This is a genomic window from Pseudoalteromonas sp. S1608, from assembly GCF_005887265.1.
Lineage (GTDB): Bacteria > Pseudomonadota > Gammaproteobacteria > Enterobacterales > Alteromonadaceae > Pseudoalteromonas > Pseudoalteromonas undina.
Genome location: NZ_PNDK01000015.1, coordinates 24,214 through 45,733 on the forward strand (window position 1 = coordinate 24,214; position 21,520 = coordinate 45,733).

Sequence of the window (21,520 nt, forward strand, 5' to 3'; positions counted from 1 at the left end):
GAGCTTTACGGGGTAAAGCTTATGTAATCCGCCCAGTAATTTGAATAATATATTTATCACAGACTCCACCCTCTGCTTTAGCCTAAAAGTTTATTGAGTACCATTTTGGTGGTTCATAACACACTATAGCTGCGGTTAATAATATATTGAAAATTAGCAGCCTACTTTTCAAAACAGGACTAAGTTTAATTTTGTAGATTGTATCCTCTTTTATTCGCTTGTGCCTGCCTTTAGTTTCAATAGCAAAAATGCCATTTTCCCCAACAACTAAGTGATCAATGTTAAAACCATCAGCTTGTATATCATGAAATACTTGATATCCATGTGACTGTAGCTCTATAAGTTCAGAGGCAACAGCCAACTCAGCATCACGGCCAAGCTTTAGTTTTATTAAATAATTAGATTTAACCCACAGCTTTCTTGCTACATAAGCTAAACCTAAAATAATCAAAACAATTAATAAGTAATTAAACTTGCCGCTAGCAAGCATTTCAGCAATCCCTTTGATTGCAAAAGGCATTATAACAATGAGTGCAGCTAAAAATATTAGGCCTATAACATCTACAATCTTATCATTGACTTGTTCACTTAGAGTTTGCGCAGCAACACGTTTTAATTTATGACGTTCGATAGGAAGTTTAGCGCTGCGTTGATGTGACCAAATACGAAAAAATAAAACGCCTACTAAAGAGTAAACGCACGCAGCAATAAGCATGATACTTAAACTATGGTTTAAAAAATCATCCATGACGAGTTCCTGTAATAACAACTCATACTTTATACATTAAAAACAGTTACATATCTCATTTGTAAAAGCAGCAGTAATTTGAATCTCTCAATAAAAGTTACTGCTTACATCAATATATAATTAAGATTGTATTTTATAATCATACTTTCTTGAGCAATTAATGATTATCAGTCCCGCGATTGCACCTAACCCCATGGCAGTGATGACTTTATCACCTCCTTGAGAAAGGCTATATATGCCAGCAATGATCGACCCCATAGCTGCACCTGTAACTTGAGAACTAGTGGGTTTTGAGCCGTTAACAGAAGAGATTAAATGTTCACAATTAAAATTAAATAATTGATATTTTTTACCCTCTTTAACTGATTCCAATCCCTTTTTAATAAACTCCATTTTATCTAGCCCAGACAACTTAGACGAAATGACTTTAATATCTTTTCCTTCCCCATACTTAGCTAATGAGCATATCTCTATCCCAGAAGGAAGGTTATGTAAAACAGCATTATCCCCAATAACAACTCCCACATGCTGTACCAACAATTTACTTCGATACAGAATATCACCCACTTTAAAACTATGCATACAACCTCTTTTAAGTTAAAATAACACGAAATTCAAACAAATATACTTTAAACGTATATTTGCGTTAAAGAAATATACCGTATTTTTTTCTTTGTGCAACTCTTAAATTTAGTTAAGGATAAATTTATGAATGATAAATTAACTTCTTTCTCATCTGTTTTAGGTGTGGTGATAGCAAATAAAAGAAAGGGATTAGGTATTGAACAAACAGACTTATCTAAAGCATTAGGACTAACACAAGCTAGTTACAGCAGGTTGGAGTCTGGTAAATCGACATTCTCTGTCGATCAGATGTTTATTTGTTCAAAAGCGATGAATGTGAGCGTATTAGACATAATTGCTGCTGTTGAAAAGACAGTTAAAAACTTAGAAAAAAACCAAGTTGTACAAGTAAAAATGCCTCCGAGAGGTAATGCATCAAATGCAAAAAATACAGAATCTAATTTAGGCGCGTTTGTTGCTGGTGCAGCTTTAACAGCATTAATTATTGGGCTCGCAGCGAAATAAATACTACTTTTAAACAGATGTCGCGTTGGCGACGGCAACCAAGGGGCGCATAGCGCCGTACGCCCCTTGGAACCCCACGACGCCCCGAGCATTTTCCTGTTTCCTCAAAACCGAAATTGATATGAACGTAAACGCCATGTAAGGCACATCCTTGTACCAGTCATGGCTTTGATTGCATCCATGCAATTAATTACTCACCAATTGAGGTTTTTCGGGCAAAATGACGGGGGAATAGTCTTGACAGCTGCATGTTAATCTACCCCTAACTAAACATTATGAATTTCATTCTTCAAATTAATCTCAATCGGCTCAGGGAAAAGTAGCTCTAAGTTTCTTTTATCTATTTTAAATAGCGGCCCCTTTTCTGTAACTCGACCAGTTTTACCTGAGCGTTTTATTAGATGATCCATTGTAATGACACCTGAGCAAATCAATGGTATTAGCTGGCTCAAAACAGGAGCTTTAGTGTGTACAATTTTTTCTAGCTGAAAAAATTCTTCGCCATTTTCTCTAAAGCTTTTAGCTTGCACCCAAAAAGTCTCTGAGTGCTTTTCAATTAGCCTTTTCTTCAATAATTTAGCAGGCCAAACAGCTACTAATTCTTCATTTCGATACCATTCTTCAAGCTGATCCTTTTGCTTGTTGAATATAAAATGCAGCCCTTGAGTATTTTGGCGTTGAGTGCTGACTGTGCAGTACAATTTAAAATCATCTTCTCTTACATAACCGTATCTATCTAATATTTTTGAACTAGAGCCTTTAGTAAAATCAACTCCTTTGCAACCACAAGGGCTTAAGTACCAATCAGAAACTTGGGCAAACAAGGTTGTCCGGTTTTTACTTCCTCTACCAGACTTTATTTCGATACCATGGTAATCCGGATCTTTTGATGAATTTGCATCAATGCCAAGTAAAGTCTCTAATGTATAACCTATTGCTGTATCACCACTTCGTTGTGCTTTGAATGGCTTTATAGCTAATTCTTTTATCTTATTTAGTAGCTCTGCTGAATAAGAGAACTCTTTGTTTATGTAGTTTGTTATTAATTTATAAATTTGGCTATAAGGGTTCTGTAGTTCAGCCTCTAAATCAATTCGACTCAGGTTAATTAAATGTGGTGAGCCTTGGTATATAATAATGGCAACTTGATCACCTGCAGCAGCAAACTTTGGTAGTTGTCTATACCACATCCTTGGATCACCCTGCTTAGTTTTAGGGCGGTAAAAACTTCCAACAATTTCTTTTATTTCATTCTGATTAACTAAGTAGCTAACTTCTTTTCTTATAACACCTTGCTCTTGTTGAAAGTAATAATGAAATTCCTCTAACTCGAAATGATCTCTTACTGATTGAGTTGCATCCAGAATAGATTTATTCAAACCTGTTTGCGTAGGCTCAAAAAGAGAAAACTCTACACCTAACTTGGTCAAAGCAACGGTATTTCTTCTCAGTAATAATTTTTGCTCTAATTGTAAGTCACTGGCCCTTTCTTGATCATAAACCTCATAATCCTTATCTGACATTTCAACTTCATTGTATTCAACAAAATTTGTTGAAATGCTTGGTATGGGAATACCTTCTATCTCTTGCTTTTTTAACTCTTTTGAAACATCAGGCCAAGTAGGATAACCATATTTGCGAGCAACAATATTTAGTGCTTGGGCTTGATTTAAACTGTCATTGTTTTTCTTTAAAAGTTTTGCTTCTTGTTTAAGTCGTTTTTCATTTATCATTTTCGATGGTCCAAATATTTTGGAATTCATCGCAGCTAAAATAAATTTAGGTTAAATGGGTGATGCTAAACGCTTCTCCTATAATCAGGATGGCACTTCCCGTGCCGTGAATATATGTAGTTAAAGTTATTCATTGATTTCAGTCCGAACACTGTAAATCTAGCTGCGAATTCACAACTTTATCTACAGAGAGGACACAAAGGGTCTTTACAGGAAGGAAGGCTACTCTCATAAGCCTTAAATTAACTTATTCTTTTCATACTCTTAAGTCAACATATAAAATAATAAATTCTTACCTGGACTTTTAAGAGCGATTACCGTAAAATTCGGTGGTTTTCATTTATTACTTGGTGTGTTTTGAATCATATTGAATTGTTTGCAGGCTGTGGTGGCTTAACATTAGGACTAGAAAGTGTCGGTTTTAATACCGTACTTGCTAATGAACTCTCTCCTATGGCAGCAGAAACTTTTGCTTATAACTTTTTTAAAGAAGATTTTGCACAACTAGCTGAAGATAACTTAATGCCACAAAATACACTGTGGTTAAACAGTAGTTATAAAGATTTAAAACCTAGATTAAGAGAAAACCCTTTTAACTTTCCTGAGTTCGACAATAAAGATGGGTTCTCTGATTTACCTAATGACTTAAAAAACATTCAAAATAAACTTATAGTTGGCAGTATTGTTGAACTTAATAAACTGTTAAAAGCAAATTCAGAGCTATGCGATGAACTACATAATTCATTTGGTAAAGGTGAGTTAGATCTAGTTTCAGGCGGACCACCATGCCAAAGTTTCAGTATGGCGGGTATGCGTAAAAAAGATTGCGATAAAAATACTTTACCATGGGAATTTGCAACATTCGTATCTCTAGTTCGCCCTAAAATTGCAATGCTCGAAAACGTAACAGGTATCTTACGCGCTTTTAAGGACGAAGAAGGAAATCAATTCCATGCGTGGTATGAAGTTGCAAAAGTATTTGCAACTAAAGGGTACATTCCACTTTGCCTTCATATTAACGCAAGGTTCTCCGGAATAGCTCAAAACAGACCTCGCTTCATCATGATTGCAATACGAAATGACTATTTTGAAAAGCTTAAGAATTTAAATGAAACTGAAATTGAATTATTCAATCAATCAGTTAGCTTTTATAAAAAAGCTAGAAAGAACATTAGTAGCGTAAAATTTGGTGATTTGCCCTATTTTGACATAACAAAAATAGAGCACTTTAAGCTATTTAAAGATAGCTTTCTTAGCTCCTTAATCGCAGATAATACCGCAACAGTAAAAGATGCACTTGATGATTTAAAGCTAACAAGTCCATCAAAAACATCTACGTATATTAATGAATTAAATACCCACTTTTCAGATGTCTTAGGTAATGTCACCGATCTAAAAAATCATGTACTAAGAGCCAACAGTGATATTGTAAAAAGACGTTTTAGAATTTACCAAATATTACAAGATATTGATAAAAAACAAGTAACAAAAGACGTTTTTAATATTCTTAAAAATGGTGTAGCAACCTTAAGTAATGAGAGCACAGCTTTATTACTCAATAAAGAGTTTTTAAATCAGCAAAATAAATTGGTTAAATTTAAAAATAGATTTGACCTAGTTCAATATCTTTTAGAGCACCCAACTAAAAAGCAAACTCAAAGAGCTTTAATTGCAAATGCACCTGCACCTGCGGCATTATCAATCCCTGACGACGCCTGTCATTACGATAAGAACGAACTTCGCGTACTTACCGTAAGAGAAATGGCCCGAATTCAATCATTCCCAGATCAATTTGAATTCCGCTCAAAAGTCACAACGGGAGGCCAGATGCGTAAATTTGAAGTTCCGCAGTACACTCAGGTTGGCAACGCAGTGCCTCCACTATTAGGCCAAAAATTAGGTGCTTGCTTAATAAAATTAACTGAACGTTTATAATGAAATGTAGCTACGCTATACCTTGAGAAATTTGCCATTGCGTAGGCTTATGTGTACTTCTATTGCTTTGAATAAGTTCACAGTGAATATTATTATTCTTGTCATATCCAATAGCTATTACATCACCCTCTTTAGCCACCACCATCACAGGCGAGCTTTGAAAGTATAATCTATATTCTGCTGAACGATTTGGATTTCCTTCTCTAGCATCATACCATGTCAACTCTACTGGGTACGAATCACTACTACCTCGAATTGAAAAAGTAGCTTTAGTCGTCATTTTAGCATAACCAAACATCTCTTTTAACGGAGCAACCCCTTGAAATTCATGCTGATTTGAGCGTGCTTCTTCAGCTTCCACAGCAGTTAGTGTTTTTATACATGATTTACTAAATTTAATTGGCTGTATTGCCATTTCTTAATCCCTTAAAGTTATAAGTTAGTTTAATTAACTAACTTTAGTTTTTATAGTATCTTATTTGAAATAAAAGCAGAGCCTACATTCATAAACACCAATCTACCAACATACTCCAACTCCCCGTGATCACACCTGAAACGGAGTTAATGATGAGTAATTTACAGCATGGATGCTGTAAAAAGCGTAGCTTGGCCATGGATGGCCTATCTACGCTGGTTACGTTCACATCATTAACGTAAGTTGAAGATACAGTGAGATCCTCGGGTGCGCCGTGGGATTCCAAAGGGCGGTCGGCGGCAGCCGCCCTTTGGTTGCCATCGCCAACGCGATAGAACCTCGAATAGAGGTTTCAATCTCTTTCCCCAAAACTAAAGTTAACTATATTTAGATCTTTAGGGTAATCAATTAACCACTTTAATCTTGTTATCCAACCTGCTTAGTAACAATAGATCTTTAATAAAGACTCTCAGTACTTCATCTGACTCAGAGCGCTTACTTTCTAACCGTATGATAATTATTGAATTTATTAATCCAACAAGACGAATTAAAGCTTTTACAGTCTCTATGAAAACATGCAACCCAAATGAAAAAAGTAAAATTAGAAAAAAGCCTGAAATCAAATTATTTAGTTCAAGGAGTTCGAAGAACACCTCTGAATCACTCACACCTTTCATTACTAATAAAAAACAAATAGACATTAAAAAAATGAATAAGCTTAAGATTCTTGCCTTTGAGCTATCACTAAATAAACTAGAGAAGAACGTTTGCCAATAATTCTCATAAGGTGTTTTTCTTTCAAAGTAATACTTAAGCATTTTTTCATACTGCTCTGCTGTAACAAAAAACTCTGTACTTTTAATGCCAAGCTCTTTTAGAAGCCACTTTCTTTTAGCACGAAATAATGCACGTTTATCACCACTTTTTTCACCATGCTTTTCAAGAATCAACTTTTTCTTTTTTTCTTGCAAACTTGTGAAAGAAAAAAGAAAAGCAAACTCACTAAAAAATAACGCAGCTATACCGAGCCACTTCTGAGTCGTACTAGACTCTATAATTAAAAGGTAAAATGTTAAAAAACACATTCCTAGAAAAAGAGGGGCTAAAGCAATTGTAAAAAACCAGTTCCGCTTCATTTTAAAATTTAAGCCTTTACTGCTTTCAAAAGCAAAATAATATCTAGTCGCAATATGAAAAAGCTGTTCCAATTTTTAAATCCCTTTTAATTTTTAATACAAGAAGACAGGTAATTTTCTTTAATATTGATATACAACTTATGAGAAAACTCCCACCCTCATTCATAAACACCAATCTACAAACACACTCCAACTCCCCGTGATCACACCCGAAAGTTATAAATTGATGAGTAATCACTTGCATGGATGCAAGTTAAGCCGTGACTTCGCCAGGGATGGCGAATACACGGCGCTTACGTTCACATCAATTTTTAATTTGAGGACACAGTGTGATCCTCGGGTGCGCCGTGGGATTCCAAAGGGCGGTCGGCGGCAGCCGCCCTTTGGTTGCCATCGCCAACGCGATAAAACCTCGAATAGAGGTTATTAATCCCTTTCCCAAACCATGTAAAAATCATGGTTAAAGCGCTTTTCGAGCGAGCAAGCTCTGCGCCTATAAGTTAAAGCGCGACGACAAACTACTCTGCAACCACTTGTTTAAACCGCGCAAAGGTTCGCATACTTTCATCTGCAATCATTACTTCGTAATCTGGGTTTTGAGCAATTAGCTCATATTGCCCATTAGATAATTTATTAACTTTACGCAGTAAATACTGCCCTTCCCCGCCTATATCATCTCGCTCTATCGCCACTATTCGGCCGCGTAGCGATCCGGCTTTATCGGACGTTATAAGCTCAAGTAACAGTAAATCACCATCAAGTATTGGGTGTTTACCGCCATTCATTGAGTTACCCGATGCGTGTGCTAAAAAATGCACTTGTGGGTCGAGCTTGCCCGCGCCAAGTGGTGCATCCATTAATTCCATATCGCTTTCATCCCCTGTTTTAAAATGCCCACAGGCTATTTTTATATTGGGGAAGTACGGCAGCTTTAATGCGTTATCAATTGATTTTAAGCTAACTTCGGGCTTAGCAACTTGATTTAACTCAGGTTGGGATGCATTTGGAAACGTAAACAACTCAGCAGTTGGTTTTGCTTGTTCGAAACTGTTTTTGCCAAGCCATAATTTTGCACTGCTTGATTCGGCAACCTGATACGCCCAGTTGCTTACTGCAAGCGATTTATCTGCATCGCAATAAAAGTAAGGTTGCAGTTTATTAGTTATCTCGGCTTTATGAATATCAAGGTTTTGTTCTAGCCAGCGGTCGCGGTGAGCAAAAGCTGCGAGGTGGTCTCGCTTATTGTTATTACAATCAGCATGCGCAGCAACAAAGTTATGTGCTAAGTCGTTTGGGTAGCGCTTAAAAGGAATAAAGTGATCGATCTCTGGCGTTTTTTTAGTTTCTTTTTCGTTTTTGAGATTCATTGGCTTTTGGCAGTAAAAGCAAAGCCCCTTTTGAATATCTATCAATAGTGGAGTTACCACTTTTAACGCAGTTCTGTTACTGCCAAACAAGAACTCTTGTAGCTGGCTTTGTGATCCTAATAGTGTTTGATTCGCTTTTATAGTTTGTACTTTTTCTATCCATTCAGTAACACTAAGATGTACAACCAAATCGTAAAAACGCCTAAAACACTGAGCTATACCAGCATTTAAAACAATTCGCTTGGGCTCTCTGCCTTTACCTAAAAGTATATGGGGATATAAAAAACATTCTTCTTTACCCGAAAGTAACTGTAAGCGCCAAAGAGGGCCATCGATAAATGTTCGCCTAAGAGAGCTAATTACTTGGTTATATTGTTGGTAGTTTTTGAATGCGTTGTAACTTTTCACACCTGCATTTTGTAGTTTATAAATTTCGGTGATGAACTTTGCCTGTCCTTGGCTATTTTGCTTTAACAGCATGTCTTCAGTATTAGTAATAATATCGGTAGAGTGCGCAGCGTAAGGCATTGAGTGGTTCCAATAAAGTTGAATAAATTTATCGACTAACGTGTCGATTTTTATTTCCATTGGAGCACTCTGATCTTCATTTTGCTGTTCTACGCAAATATCAGCAATAGCATGTAATAGTGCATATTTATAAGTTGCGGTGAACTCTCCCTCAACCAGCATGCGCTGAATATAGGCAATAAAGTCGAGTTGTTGCTGCATTGCGCCAATCATAAAACGGGCACTGCTTTAATTAACGCATTGAGCCACACTTCATTCTCGCGCTCTGGCCGCTGATCAACACTTTGCCATTGTTTTAGGATTTTAAGCTCGGTGTGGTGGGCAATTAGCGCAGTTAGGCCATCTTCATTTAAATCGGTAAATTCACGGCCGTTATGCACGCGTTCTTGCGTGCCGTATTTAAACGACACATACAAAACACCGTTTGGTTTTAGGGCATTTTGCAGCTTTAAAAACACCTGCGGTAACTCTACTTTTGGCACATGTAATAAACTGGCGCAGCACCAAATGCCGTCGTACATATTTGTACAATTAAGCTGCTGAAAGGTTTTAACCTCTACACTTTGTTGTAAGTAATTACTGGCTAACCTTGCAATGTTCTCGCTTGCATCAAACGCGCTAACAGTAAAACCTTGCTGTTTAAAATACATAGCATCGCGGGCACTGCCACAGCCAGCATCTAAAATATGGCCATGTTTAGGGATAAGCGGTAAAAACTCAGCGTAAAGCGCCGACATATCAACATTAAGCGTTGAGTCGCTAAAAGTTTGTGCATGTTGATTATAGTAATTGAGTGTTTTAGTAGGCACTAAATTCACCGCTCCTTGGTTTATTTATTAATCTGGCATTCATTTATAACTAATCTACAGTATCAACATTTAAAAATATAGAGCTACGGCAATATATACGCCCTAAGTAGTATGTTTTTATTACAAAAAAGCACTGTTTAACTGCTATAAACCAATGTTATTTACACTTTTACCTATTAACTCTACATCTTTGAAAGTATTAAAGTTATATAAACGCTTCGGTGCTATTTGAATGAGTAGCAATAATTAAGCACTTACCTTAATCCACACTAAAAACATGGCTGTTATTTACCCTTCAGTGTAATAGTATGAACACGTATTGCACCGTTCATTTATTGGTCAGCGAGGTGTGCTATGTTTACTCATAAGATCGCTCTTCAGCGCTTACTAGTATAAAAAATGTATTGGCTAGTGTGGCTGTGTTTAAGTACCGAGGTGTTACTTTCAATGAATGTTAGGGTTAGGTGGTTTTTAGCTGTACTTTTAGCGCTTTGTTTAGGCGTGCCTAGCAGTGGTTGGGCGTCGAGCGATATTAAAAAAATTGTACTGGCTACCGACACCATTGACGGGCTGGTAGAAAAAGACGGCTCTGGCCTTTACGTTGATATGCTGACTAAAATTTTTGCTGCGCAGTCGATTGAACTCAATATTATGATTGTGCCTCAGTCGCGTGCTTATTGGTGGACAGCTAACGGCAACGCCGATGCTATGTTAAGTGCAAGGCAAAATGAGGTGGAGGGGCTGTACTTTCCGGTTTGGCATTACGATATTACTTTTGTGTCGGCGATGTTTAAAAAAGGCCGATTTAAAAATTGGCAAGGTGAGTATTCGCTACAAAACCGCTCGGTAGGCACATTAAGGGGATCTAACTATAATAATTATTTGTATGTGCCGATTGATTTACAACAGGTTACTCAGCGGATTGAGGGCGTTAAAATGCTCAAGCTTGATAGGCTTGATTTCTTTTTAGATAGCCGTAAAGCGCTGCAGCAAACCTTGATTGCTAATGCCGCTGAGTTATCAACAATAAACTTTGACCCGCAGCAGTACCAAATTGAAAACATAGTTCCAATAAAGCAATACATTGCCTTTACCGATAACGCTAAAGGCCGCGAGCTAGCACAAATTTTTGATGCCGGTTTTGCTAAGTTACTTGCCAGTGGTGAGCTAGAAGCGCTTTTTATTGCTTACAACTACCTGCCTTTTCCCTTTCCACAAAATATAGACTAGAGTAGTAATTACATATTGCTGTGGTTGAGTTTTTTATGAGAGTTGTATTTGCTTTAGTTATAAGCTTAATTTTTGTTTTTCAATGCGTTGCACAAAGTAACCTGCCTCCCTCTAAAATAGAAAGCCAACCCAGTACACTGCTTCACGCAAACACCCAACTTAATGTACTTACGGTTGATTTAGGCACTATTATTAGCAAGCCACTAATACAAAGGGGCTTAGAGTTTGAACAGCAAACCGGTATTAAAGTTAATGTAACCAAGGTGCCTTTTGGTCAGTTATATAATGAAATAAGTAAAGATTTAAGCTCGCCAACCAGCCAGTACGATATTATTGCTTATGCATCGCAGTGGATGGTTGATTTTGCACAAAACAATTACCTAGAGCGCCTAGACACTTACGTAAATGCCGACCCTTTAATTCAATGGAATGATGTATCGCGCTTTTTTAGAGATTTTAGCTCTAAATATAATGGTCAAATTTACTCTATCCCCCTCGATGGCGATATACACTTACTGTATTACCGCCTCGATGTACTTAAAAAGTATGGCCTTACCCCACCCAGAACCTGGGATGATTACCTTGCTATTGCTAAGCAATTGCATGGGGTTGATATGAATGGGGATGGCGAAGGTGATTTTGGCTCGTGCATTTCTAAAAAAGCCAATGAACAGTCGTATTGGTCGCTGTTGTCTATTGCGGGTAGTTTTTTGCAAAGTAAAGGCACGTCGCAGGGGATATTTTTTAACACCAAAACCATGGCGCCGTTAGTGAATAACGCGGCATTTAAAAAAGCCTTACAAATTTATAAACAAACCACCGAATTTGGCTCTGCCGATGAACTTAACTTTGACACTAACGATGTAAGGTATGCGTTTATTAATGGGCGCTGCGCTTTAGCTATTGAATGGGGCGATATTGGCACCATGACCGTATTACCCAAATCTAAAGTAAAAAACAAAACGGGGGTAAGTATATTACCGGGGTCAACCGAGGTATTAAATCGTAAAACAAACCAGCTTGAGCGATGTAACTCTACCCTTTGCCCATTTGCCATGGGCGATATTAACTATGCGCCTTATGCTGCATTTGGTGGTTGGGTAGGCTCAATAAACCGCGCCAGCAATGCTGGCAAAAAAAAGCTCGCTTATGAGTACTTGTCGTATGTTACTCAGCCTTTGCAATCTAATGAAGATGTAACCATAGGGGCCACGGGCATGAACCCGTATCGTACCTCTCAATTAGTTAATCAGCAAAGCTGGCTTGACCAAGGCATGAGTGAAAATACCCTTCGCTTTTATTTAGGCTCTATTTCTAAAACGGTAAATAATGCCAATATTATTCTGGATTTAAGAATTTTTGAAAACAACCGTTACTTTAGAGACATACTCGACACGGAAGTAGCTAAATATTTAAGGCATAACCAAACCGTAGACCAAACGGTTGAAAACATTGAAACCGGCTGGAATAAGTTAACCGATGAAATTGGCCGTGAAAAACAATTAAAGGCTTATCGAGCGTCGTTAGGCTTAGTTGCAACCCCTTGAGCCCCCAGCATTTGTTTTTACTGGGCTACCTGCACTGCGCGCTCTTTATTTATTACAAGCGGGATAAATCTGCCAGCTAGTGTATACTTAGTTGTAGTCATTCTTTAGAGTAATAAAATGCTAAGACTCGCTTTTGTTGTATTACTAATAATTGGTAGTTTTAAGGTATTTGCCTGTGCCAAAACACTTAAAGTGGGTACCAATGAACGCAACTGGCCGCCTTATGTGGTGGCAGTTAATAACAATTTAACAGGCGTTGAAATTGATGTGGTAAATACGATTTTTAACGGCTCACCTTTTTGTTTAAAGTTTATGTTGCTGCCTACCTCTGCTCGTGCTTTTGAAGAGTTAAAAGAAGGCCGTATTGATATTGTTTTTGCAGCCAGCATAACCCCTGATAGACAAAGTTATGCCTATTTTAGCGATACTTATCGCGATGAAATAATGCGCCTTTATAAATATAGCGACTCTCCTGATATAAATAACCTAAGCGATATTTTTTATAGAGATTTAACTCTCGCTACTGGTCGCGGTAGTTATTATGGCGCTGCATTTGCGCAGTTTAAACAAAATCATCCTGCTCACGTTATTATGATGCCCACAGCCGATAAACGCTTTGCAATGCTTAGTAAAAACAGAGTGGATTACGCAATAGAAGACGAAGTAGCAGCACAATATTTTTTAAACCAACACCCAAGCATTGAGCTTGTTACTAGTATGGCGGCTATTAATAAGAGTTCTATTCATTTAATGTTGAGTAAAAAGTCTATTAACCAAGCCGAGTTACAAACTATAAATGAGTTAATTAAACAAAATAAAAGCAACATACACGCTATTTATCAGCTGTTATAGCTTTTAAGCTTTATTCTTTTACCTTTCATCTTTGGGCGTGGATCTGTATAATTCGCGGCCTATTATTTACTCTATCGCTTGTTTATTTATGCGGCACCTTGCTGCAGCTTAACCCTGCCATTAATTTTCTAGGATTACTTTTTTTGATCTCCACCGCAAATATTACGATGCAGTTTGGCGCAGAGCCGTTGTTTGAAAACATTTCAGCTAAATTTGGTAACGGTAACCGTTACGGTTTAATTGGCGCTAACGGCTGCGGCAAGTCGACATTTATGAAAATTTTAAGCGGTGCGCTTACGCCTAGTGCAGGTAATGTGTCTATTACGCCGGGGCTAAAATTAGGTAACCTAAGCCAAGATCAGTTTGCGTTTGAACAATACAGCGTAGTTGACGCGGTAATTATGGGCGACGTTGAGCTTTGGAAAGTAAAACAAGAGCGCGACCGTATTTATTCGTTGCCTGAAATGAGCGAAGAAGACGGCATGAAAGTAGCCGAGCTTGAAAGTGTATTTGCTGAAATGGACGGTTACACCGCAGAAAGCCGCGCAGAAGAAATACTACTTGATGCGGGTATCGATAAAGAATTTCATTATGGTTTAATGGCAAACGTAGCCCCTGGTTGGAAATTGCGTGTGCTTTTAGCACAGGCACTATTTGCTAACCCTGATATTTTGCTACTTGATGAGCCAACCAATAACTTGGATATTCATACTATTACGTGGCTTGCGAATGAGCTTAACCAACGTAAATGTACCATGATTATTATTTCCCATGACCGTCACTTTTTAAACTCGGTATGTACGCACATGGCCGATATTGATTACGGCGAGCTGCGTATTTATCCAGGTAACTACGAAAAGTACCTTGAAGCCTCAGGCTTACAGCGCGAACAGTTATTAGCTGAAAACGCGAAAAAAAGCGCTGAAATAGACGAGCTACAAGACTTTGTTAACCGTTTTGGTGCTAACGCCTCTAAAGCAAAACAAGCCAGCTCGCGTGCTAAAAAAATGGACAAAATTAAGCTTGATGAAGTTAAAGCATCAAGCCGTATGAGCCCGTCACTGAGCTTTGACGAAGGCAAAAAAATGTATCGCCAAGCGCTTGAGCTAACCAAGCTTGGCCATGGATTTGACGGTGAAACATTATTTACCGGCGGCGACTTATTGCTAGAAGCGGGTGCAAAGCTTGCGGTAATTGGCGAAAACGGTGTGGGTAAAACCACCTTTTTACGTTGTTTAGTTAACGAGCTTGAAAGTTTACACGGTGAAGTTAAATGGTCAGAAAACGCGACCTTTGGTTACTGCCCACAAGACAGCAGCAAAGACTTTGATAACGACTTAACTTTATTTGATTGGATGTCGCAGTGGCGCACTGCTAAACACAACGATTTAATGGTTCGTGGCATGTTAGGGCGTTTATTATTTACCGCAGACGATTCAAATAAAAAAGCGCGTAACTGTTCAGGTGGTGAGAAAAACCGTTTGTTATTTGGTAAGTTAATGATGCAAGACGTTAACGTACTAATAATGGATGAACCAACAAACCACATGGATATGGAAGCCATTGAAGCGCTTAACAATGCGCTAAAAGACTTTAAAGGCACGCTTATTTTTGTAAGCCATGACCGTGAGTTTGTATCGTCACTAGCAACGCGTATTGTTGATATTAAAGACAAGCAAGTGATTGACTTCCAAGGTACGTTTGACGAATACCTAGCAAGCTGCGAAGAAAATAAAGTAGCTTAAGAGCTAGGTTAAAGGTTAAAGAAATAGCCTAAACCATTTTAAAAGCGGTGCTTGTTTAAGCGCCGTTTTTTTGTGTCTGTATTTCGGGGTTCGGGGTTCGGGGTTCGGCAGAATTGTGCTTGGTAGTTTATTTATAAAAGAGTAAAGAAAGGCTGTGTTTTTTTGCTCATTTGTACCCATTCTTTGCTGTTTGTGCAAATAATTTTTAAGTGATTTATTCACCACAGAGGTTATGAGGCGCTGCATTTTACCCGCGACTCGCAGCTCGAAGCCCGTTGTCTTCTCATTTACTCTCATTCGCTTCTCTGTGTTCAAATAGCTTTTAGTGAATTATGCACAAAGAGGGCTATGAGGCGCTGCGCTGAAAGAGTAGGTTAAAGGATAAAGGTTTCAGATTTTAGCACTAGCTCGCGACTCGCAGCTCGTTGCCCGCAGCTCGTAACTTTCAAATAATAAAAAAAGGAGCATTACTGCTCCTTTTTAAATATTACTCAGGTTTATTTAATATCAAACCTATCGGCGTTCATTACTTTTACCCATGCATTTATAAAGTCGTGTACAAAACGGGTTTTGTTATCGTCTTGAGCATAAAACTCCGCCAATGCACGTAGGATTGAGTTTGAACCAAACACTAAATCAACCCGCGTAGCCGTGTATTTAGTTTTACCGCTTGCGCGATCAACTATGTTGTACTCGCCTTTACTTGCAGGTTCCCAGCGGTTGTTCATGTCGGTTAAATTAACAAAGAAGTCGTTACTCAGTACGCCTACGTTGTCTGTAAATACGCCATGCTCACTATTGCCATAGTTAGTGCCCAGTACGCGCATACCAGCTAATAACACGCTCATTTCTGGCGCGGTTAAGCTCATTAATTGGCTGCGCTCCAGTAATAGCTCCTCGGCGGATACAGCGTAGTCTTTTTTCAACCAGTTTCTAAAACCATCATGAATTGGCTCTAATGGCTCAAATGACTCGGCGTCGGTCATATCATCAGTTGCATCGCCACGCCCTGGGGCAAATGGTACGGTTACATCAACTCCGGCCTTTTTAGCGGCTTGCTCTAGTGCAGCGGTGCCGCCAAGTACAATTAAATCAGCCATACTAACAGGCTTAGTTAAACTCGCTTGCAGTGTTTCAAGTGCGCTAAGCACCTTGGCTAAGCGCGCAGGCTCGTTACCTTGCCAGTTATTTTGCGGAGCAAGGCGAATACGAGCGCCATTAGCACCACCACGGTGATCGGAGCCTCTATAAGTACGTGCGCTGTCCCATGCGGTATTAATTAAGTCGGTTTCACTTAATCCACAATTAAGTAGCTTCGCTTTTAAATCGGTTATTTCAGCGTCGCTTAGGGTGTAATCAACCGTTGGAATTGGATCTTGCCAAATTAAATCTTCGCTTGGTACATCGGCACCTAAATAGCGCGATTTTGGCCCTAAATCACGGTGGGTTAACTTAAACCATGCGCGAGCGAATACGTCAGTAAAGTACTCAAAATCGTCATTAAAACGCTCAATAATTTTACGATATGCGGGGTCGAGCTTCATCGCCATGTCGGCATCGGTCATTATTGGGTTTAAACGAATTGATGGGTCTTCCACATCAACGGGTTTATCTTCTTCTTTAATATTAACCGGCTCCCACTGATGAGCACCGGCAGGGCTTTTTGTTAGCTCCCATTCGTAATTGAGTAACAATTTACAATAGCCGTTATCCCATTTAGTTGGGTAGGTTGTCCATGCGCCCTCAATACCTGAGGTCATGGTATCGCGGCCAATGCCACGAGTTTTATGGTTATTCCAACCAAGGCCTTGCTCGTGTACGTCGGCAGCTTCTGGCTCAGGGCCTAAGTTTTCTTCTTTACCATTACCGTGAGTTTTACCAACAGTGTGGCCACCAACGGTGAGTGCTGCGGTTTCTTCGTCGTTCATGGCCATGCGGGCAAAGGTTTCGCGGACTTGATCTGCAGTTTTAAGCGGATCGGGCTTGCCATTAACCCCTTCTGGGTTTACATAAATTAAGCCCATTTGTACTGCTGCTAATGGGTTTTCCATGGTGTCGGGTTTATCAACCTGGGTATAACGCTCATCACTAGGCGCAAGCCATTCTTTTTCTGCGCCCCAGTAAACGTCTTTTTCTGGGTGCCAAATATCTTCACGGCCGCCAGCAAAGCCAAAGGTTTTAAGTCCCATTGATTCATACGCCATATTACCGGCTAAAATAATCAGATCAGCCCATGAAAGCTTATTGCCGTATTTCTTTTTAATTGGCCACAGCAAACGGCGAGCTTTGTCGAGGTTGGCATTATCGGGCCATGAGTTAAGTGGAGCAAAACGTTGATTACCCGTACCGCCACCGCCTCGGCCATCCGCTAAACGATACGAGCCCGCTGCATGCCACGCCATACGGATCATCAGGCCACCATAGTGCCCCCAATCGGCTGGCCACCACGGTTGGCTTTGAGTCATTAAATTTTTTAGGTCGGTTTTAAGTGCCTCTAAGTCGAGTGAATTAAAAGCATCGGCGTAATTAAAGTCGCTATCGTAGGGGGTAGTTTTACTATCGTGCTGATGAAGGATGTCTAAATTTAGTGAATTTGGCCACCAATCTGTATTGGTGTTTTCAGTTGTGGTATTACTGCCATGCATAACTGGGCATTTACCCACTTTATGATTATCCATATTGAGCTCCTTTTTAAATATAAATAAAAACGCCCATGCTTACTGCTTTTGGCATTCACCAATTGGGAGCGCTGTTATTTTTTTGCCATTATATTAATGACGTGTACGGTCTCTGCTTATTCAATATACGTGTAGCGGCTTTGATACGCTAGAGCAAGACGATGCTTTAAAACGATTACAATCATTTATAAATATGATGGTGCTGCCAGTTGTGTGCTTAATATTAAAACTTTTTATAAAATAGATGATCGTTATTAAAAATAGCCACGTAATGTATGCTGAAGGGTTTGAAAGTGACTTAGGTTATCTTAAGTGCACAGTGGAATACCCCCCTTCGCCATGAAATTATAGTTATAAAAGGTGTATAAACTATTTATGCACCTTTATTTCTTCCCTATTTTTAACTATTTGAATTTAGTTAAGTAAAAATTCAGGTAGGCACATATACACTAGGCCTTATCTCCTATTGTTCCCTGAGATGTTGATGTAGTTTTTTCCAGCCCACCTTGGGCTGGTTTTTTTTGCCTATAATTACTGCCACCCAAGTTAATGCCAGCTTCCCTATACTCACCCTAGTACCAATGATGTGCGCATGTTAGAGTTAACAAAGCGATTAATTAATTTTTTAACTAGGCATATCAATGCGTTTTTATTTTTTACTATTTATTGTTTTTATAGGTGCTTCATCTGCAGTGCAAGCTGCTGATAAAAACACCGCGACCTTGGATGAGCAACAGCAACGTGAATTAGCGCAGCTAAAAGAGCCAATGTATAAGCCATTACTTGAGCGTTATATTCTCGACGAATTAAAGTCGGTTCGCCAAGATCAACAAAAACTGCGTGAAGACGTAACCAAACAAGTTACGCATGCACAGTTAGACACCGCCGATCGGGCGCTGACTTACACAACCGACACGATTAATAATGTATTTTTTATTATTACTGCAACCGCTTCTATTTTAGTATTGGTGGGCTGGAATTCACTACGTGATGTAAAAAATAAAGTGGAAGATATAGTAAATACTCGAGTTAGTGTTATTACTGACGAATACGAAGACCGCTTGAAAATTTTAGAAGAAAAACTGCGTGTACGTTCTGAAGAAATACTCAGTAATCAAGAACGTATATCGATCACCAACGAAGTTCATTCGTTATGGATGCGAGCCAACCTAGAAAGTGATATTGCCAATAAAATTGAAATATTCGATGAGATTTTAAAACGTAAACCAGAAGATGTAGAAGCAATTGCCTACAAAGCGGATGCATTATTAGAGCTAAATGAAACTGAGCAAGCCATTGAGCTTTGCAATCAAGCCATTGATATAGACAGTGATTATGGTTACGCCTATTGGCAGAGAGCCTGTGCGTATGCTTTAACGCATGAGCATGCAGATGCCCTAGCTGATATAAAAATGTCGCTTGAATACTCGCCTAACTTACGAAACGAGCTACTTCACGAAAGTGCTTTTGCCAGCCTACATGATAACGATAGCTTTAATGCTATTGTTTCAAACGAAGCTTAGGGTCTGCTGACCCTAGCGTTTGAAGTATAAGTCTATTGATTTAGAGAGCAGCTCGTCTAGCTGCTCTTCAAAGTCTTCTATGTCAATTTCAAAATGATTTAAGTACGCTTTAGCCTGCACCTGAGATAAATTGCGGTTTTTAACGCTGTATTGGCGCTCATCTTTTTGCTTGTCGTATCGAGGTAAAAATAATAACTGCGCATAATAAGGCGATTTAATGTGCTTGTTCGCAAAGCGACAAAAGTCTTCAATGTGGTCTACGCCATCAGGGCCTAAACAACCTGGCTCTACTCGATACATTACACGAATTTTTTTCTCGTCACTTAGCTGCATAATTAATAATTACCTAAAAAATAAAACCCTAACCACTTTACCATCTTTGATCTGATAACTTGATATAAGCTCTGAACGTTTATCTATAACGTTCGCATCCGTTGAACAGGTTTCTGACAGTTCATGGTCTATTACAATATCACCATGCACAATACGCTTGATTGGTGATGAGTGCAGACACTTAAGTTTTTTAAACATAATGCCATAACGCGCTATTAGTTTTTCTTTACCTTTAAATAATAGCTCATTCGGGAAAATATAAAACTCAACATCTTCATCATACATGCGAATAAATTCTTCAATGTTACGCGCGTTGTAAGCATTTACTAATTGCTCAACAACAGCAAGTGACTCACGCGACTGTTTTGCTTTGGCTTGTTGCTTTGCTGTGAGTGCTTCTTTTGCTTGTGTGACTGCTTGCTCAGCTTGCGCAACAGCCTGGGCTTTATCCGCTTTACTATTAGGCTGCTGAACGGGCTTTGTAGATTCGCTGCCAAGTACCTGAGAGTCATCTGCTTTTACTTTCTCAACAACCGGCTTTTTTGGTGTATTAGCCTCTTGGCTTAATGTATCAAGCGCGTCTTGTTGTTGCGCTGCATTTTTTTGCTGTGTTTGTTTAGTCTCGTCCAGCGGTGTTGATTGCTCTATAGCATGACTATTTAACGTGAAAGCGGCCAATAAACAGGCACAAATAATAAATAAAGATTTCATGGATTTCCTAAGTACGAAGACTAAATACAATTAAAGCGCAACATAGCAAATTTTAGGCCTCTGAGATAGTTATTATAACGTTATAGCTAGCTACCAATACTGCTCAACCGTGATATGTCCCGGCTCTTTTCGACGATTACGCTTATAATTTTGAGCCAATAATAACTCTGTGGTGTCTTTAACCATTTGCGGATTACCACACAGCATAAATTGGGCATTATTTGGTGTAGCCCATAACCCCACGTGCTCATATAAAGCATTATTTTCAATCACAGTGGTAATTCTGCCTGCTAAGCCTTGTAAAGGCACCTCACGGCTAACAACCGGAATATACTTGAGTTGACTAGGATGTGATTTTATTAGTTTGTTAATAAGCTCCTGATAGCTTAAATCGCTATTTTGCCGTACACCATGCACTAAATTTATGTGTTTGTATTTTTGCCATACTTCGCTCTGCTGTAACATTGATAAAAATGGCCCAATAGCTGTGCCTGTACTAAGCATCCACAATTGCTCACTCGCAGGCACTTCATCTAGAGTAAAAAAGCCAGTTGCTCGGCGCTCTATTAATACGGTGTCACCTGGTTTGAGTGTGGCTAAATGAGAAGATAGTAAACCATCAACCACATTGATGAGGTAAAACTCTAAATCAGGACTTTGTGGTGCATTAACATAAGAGTAGGCGCGAGCGATACGTTTATCACCGTCCATAATAGAGAGCTTTGTAAATTGCCCAGCTTTAAACGGCTCTACATCAGCGTGAACGGTTATGCTAAATAACGATTCATTCCACCATTTGACTGACTTTACTGTCGCATCAATCCAATTAGACATAGTTACTCCAGAGTTTAAGACGTGTTTTAGCTATCAGCTAAAACTTTAAAATTGTTCACTTTAAAGGCAAATCTTATAACTTAAACATTAGCATTAAGTTATAAATACTGACAGGGAAATAAATGGGAACACAACGGGCTGCGGATTTCGAGTATCGAGCAACGAGCTAGTGCTAAAAACCTAGAACCTGAAACCTAAGAACATAGAGCCCGTAGCTCGAAGCCCGAAGCTCGAAGCCCGAAGCTCGGTGCTGGCACCTAAATTCAGGCATAAAAAAAGCCGCATAAAATGCGGCTTTGGGGGTTTA

The 21,520-nt window shown here is 38.9% G+C and carries 18 protein-coding genes; 7 read left to right on the forward strand and 11 right to left on the reverse strand.

What is annotated here, in order from left to right; genetic code table 11:
• Positions 1-82: 82 nt before the first annotated feature.
• The gene (locus tag CWB75_RS07485) at positions 83-748 is read right to left on the reverse strand and encodes a nuclease-related domain-containing protein (RefSeq protein WP_249362311.1); all 666 of its coding nucleotides are present in this window, start codon (positions 746-748) and stop codon (positions 83-85) included.
• Positions 749-868: 120 nt separating this feature from the next.
• Positions 869-1,330 (reverse strand): hypothetical protein, encoded by a 462-nt coding sequence (locus CWB75_RS07490; RefSeq protein WP_138570290.1) that lies wholly within the window; start codon positions 1,328-1,330, stop codon positions 869-871.
• A 126-nt stretch (positions 1,331-1,456) separates the two neighbouring features.
• Here CWB75_RS07490 and CWB75_RS07495 point away from each other — a divergent pair, with 126 nt between their 5' ends.
• Entirely contained in the window at positions 1,457-1,837 is a 381-nt protein-coding gene (locus CWB75_RS07495; protein ID WP_138570291.1) for a helix-turn-helix domain-containing protein, read from the forward strand.
• Between the two features lie 266 nt (positions 1,838-2,103).
• Here the strand turns inward: CWB75_RS07495 and CWB75_RS07500 are convergent, their stop codons facing one another.
• Positions 2,104-3,570, reverse strand: a complete 1,467-nt coding sequence (locus CWB75_RS07500) for an MvaI/BcnI family restriction endonuclease (RefSeq protein ID WP_138570292.1) — start codon at positions 3,568-3,570, stop codon at positions 2,104-2,106.
• A gap of 357 nt (positions 3,571-3,927) precedes the next feature.
• Here CWB75_RS07500 and CWB75_RS07505 point away from each other — a divergent pair, with 357 nt between their 5' ends.
• Positions 3,928-5,505 (forward strand): DNA cytosine methyltransferase, encoded by a 1,578-nt coding sequence (locus CWB75_RS07505; protein WP_138570293.1) that lies wholly within the window; start codon positions 3,928-3,930, stop codon positions 5,503-5,505.
• A gap of 10 nt (positions 5,506-5,515) precedes the next feature.
• On the opposite strand, the gene CWB75_RS07510 is transcribed toward CWB75_RS07505, so the two are convergent.
• The 4 genes from CWB75_RS07510 to CWB75_RS07525 form a co-directional block, all read right to left on the reverse strand.
• Positions 5,516-5,920 carry a type II restriction endonuclease gene (locus CWB75_RS07510; RefSeq protein ID WP_138570294.1) on the reverse strand — a complete coding sequence of 135 codons (405 nt, stop codon included), beginning with the start codon at positions 5,918-5,920 and terminating at the stop codon, positions 5,516-5,518.
• A gap of 404 nt (positions 5,921-6,324) precedes the next feature.
• Positions 6,325-7,128, reverse strand: a complete 804-nt coding sequence (locus CWB75_RS07515) for a hypothetical protein (protein WP_138570295.1) — start codon at positions 7,126-7,128, stop codon at positions 6,325-6,327.
• A 446-nt stretch (positions 7,129-7,574) separates the two neighbouring features.
• Positions 7,575-9,164: a DUF8808 domain-containing protein gene (locus tag CWB75_RS07520; protein WP_138570296.1), complete on the reverse strand. Its 1,590-nt coding sequence runs from the start codon at positions 9,162-9,164 to the stop codon at positions 7,575-7,577.
• Entirely contained in the window at positions 9,161-9,760 is a 600-nt protein-coding gene (locus tag CWB75_RS07525) for a class I SAM-dependent methyltransferase (protein WP_138570297.1), read from the reverse strand. The genes CWB75_RS07520 and CWB75_RS07525 overlap by 4 nt, the downstream gene beginning before the upstream one ends.
• A 399-nt stretch (positions 9,761-10,159) precedes the next feature.
• Here CWB75_RS07525 and CWB75_RS07530 point away from each other — a divergent pair, with 399 nt between their 5' ends.
• From CWB75_RS07530 to CWB75_RS07545, 4 genes are all read left to right on the forward strand, one after another.
• A complete protein-coding gene (locus tag CWB75_RS07530; RefSeq protein WP_249362312.1) occupies positions 10,160-10,990 on the forward strand; it encodes a substrate-binding periplasmic protein in 831 nt (276 codons plus the stop codon).
• A 35-nt stretch (positions 10,991-11,025) separates the two neighbouring features.
• On the forward strand, positions 11,026-12,537 hold the full coding sequence (locus CWB75_RS07535; RefSeq protein ID WP_138570298.1) for an ABC transporter substrate-binding protein: 1,512 nt from the start codon (positions 11,026-11,028) through the stop codon (positions 12,535-12,537).
• A gap of 117 nt (positions 12,538-12,654) precedes the next feature.
• Positions 12,655-13,389 (forward strand): substrate-binding periplasmic protein, encoded by a 735-nt coding sequence (locus CWB75_RS07540; protein ID WP_010389548.1) that lies wholly within the window; start codon positions 12,655-12,657, stop codon positions 13,387-13,389.
• 143 nt (positions 13,390-13,532) lie between these two features.
• Complete coding sequence (locus tag CWB75_RS07545) at positions 13,533-15,134, forward strand: ABC-F family ATPase (protein WP_010389550.1); 1,602 nt, start codon at positions 13,533-13,535, stop codon at positions 15,132-15,134.
• Between the two features lie 497 nt (positions 15,135-15,631).
• Here the strand turns inward: CWB75_RS07545 and katG are convergent, their stop codons facing one another.
• The gene (katG, locus tag CWB75_RS07550; protein ID WP_138570299.1) at positions 15,632-17,812 is read right to left on the reverse strand and encodes a catalase/peroxidase HPI; all 2,181 of its coding nucleotides are present in this window, start codon (positions 17,810-17,812) and stop codon (positions 15,632-15,634) included.
• Positions 17,813-18,453: 641 nt separating this feature from the next.
• On the opposite strand from katG, the gene CWB75_RS07555 reads away from it, so the two are divergent.
• Complete coding sequence (locus CWB75_RS07555; RefSeq protein WP_008112666.1) at positions 18,454-19,335, forward strand: tetratricopeptide repeat protein; 882 nt, start codon at positions 18,454-18,456, stop codon at positions 19,333-19,335.
• A 12-nt stretch (positions 19,336-19,347) separates the two neighbouring features.
• Here CWB75_RS07555 and CWB75_RS07560 read toward each other — a convergent pair whose 3' ends face one another.
• From CWB75_RS07560 to CWB75_RS07570, 3 genes are all read right to left on the reverse strand, one after another.
• Complete coding sequence (locus tag CWB75_RS07560) at positions 19,348-19,668, reverse strand: hypothetical protein (protein WP_008112665.1); 321 nt, start codon at positions 19,666-19,668, stop codon at positions 19,348-19,350.
• Between the two features lie 9 nt (positions 19,669-19,677).
• The gene (locus tag CWB75_RS07565) at positions 19,678-20,379 is read right to left on the reverse strand and encodes a nuclear transport factor 2 family protein (RefSeq protein WP_055011593.1); all 702 of its coding nucleotides are present in this window, start codon (positions 20,377-20,379) and stop codon (positions 19,678-19,680) included.
• 90 nt (positions 20,380-20,469) lie between these two features.
• The gene (locus CWB75_RS07570) at positions 20,470-21,213 is read right to left on the reverse strand and encodes a ferredoxin--NADP reductase (protein ID WP_138570300.1); all 744 of its coding nucleotides are present in this window, start codon (positions 21,211-21,213) and stop codon (positions 20,470-20,472) included.
• Positions 21,214-21,520: the final 307 nt, after the last annotated feature.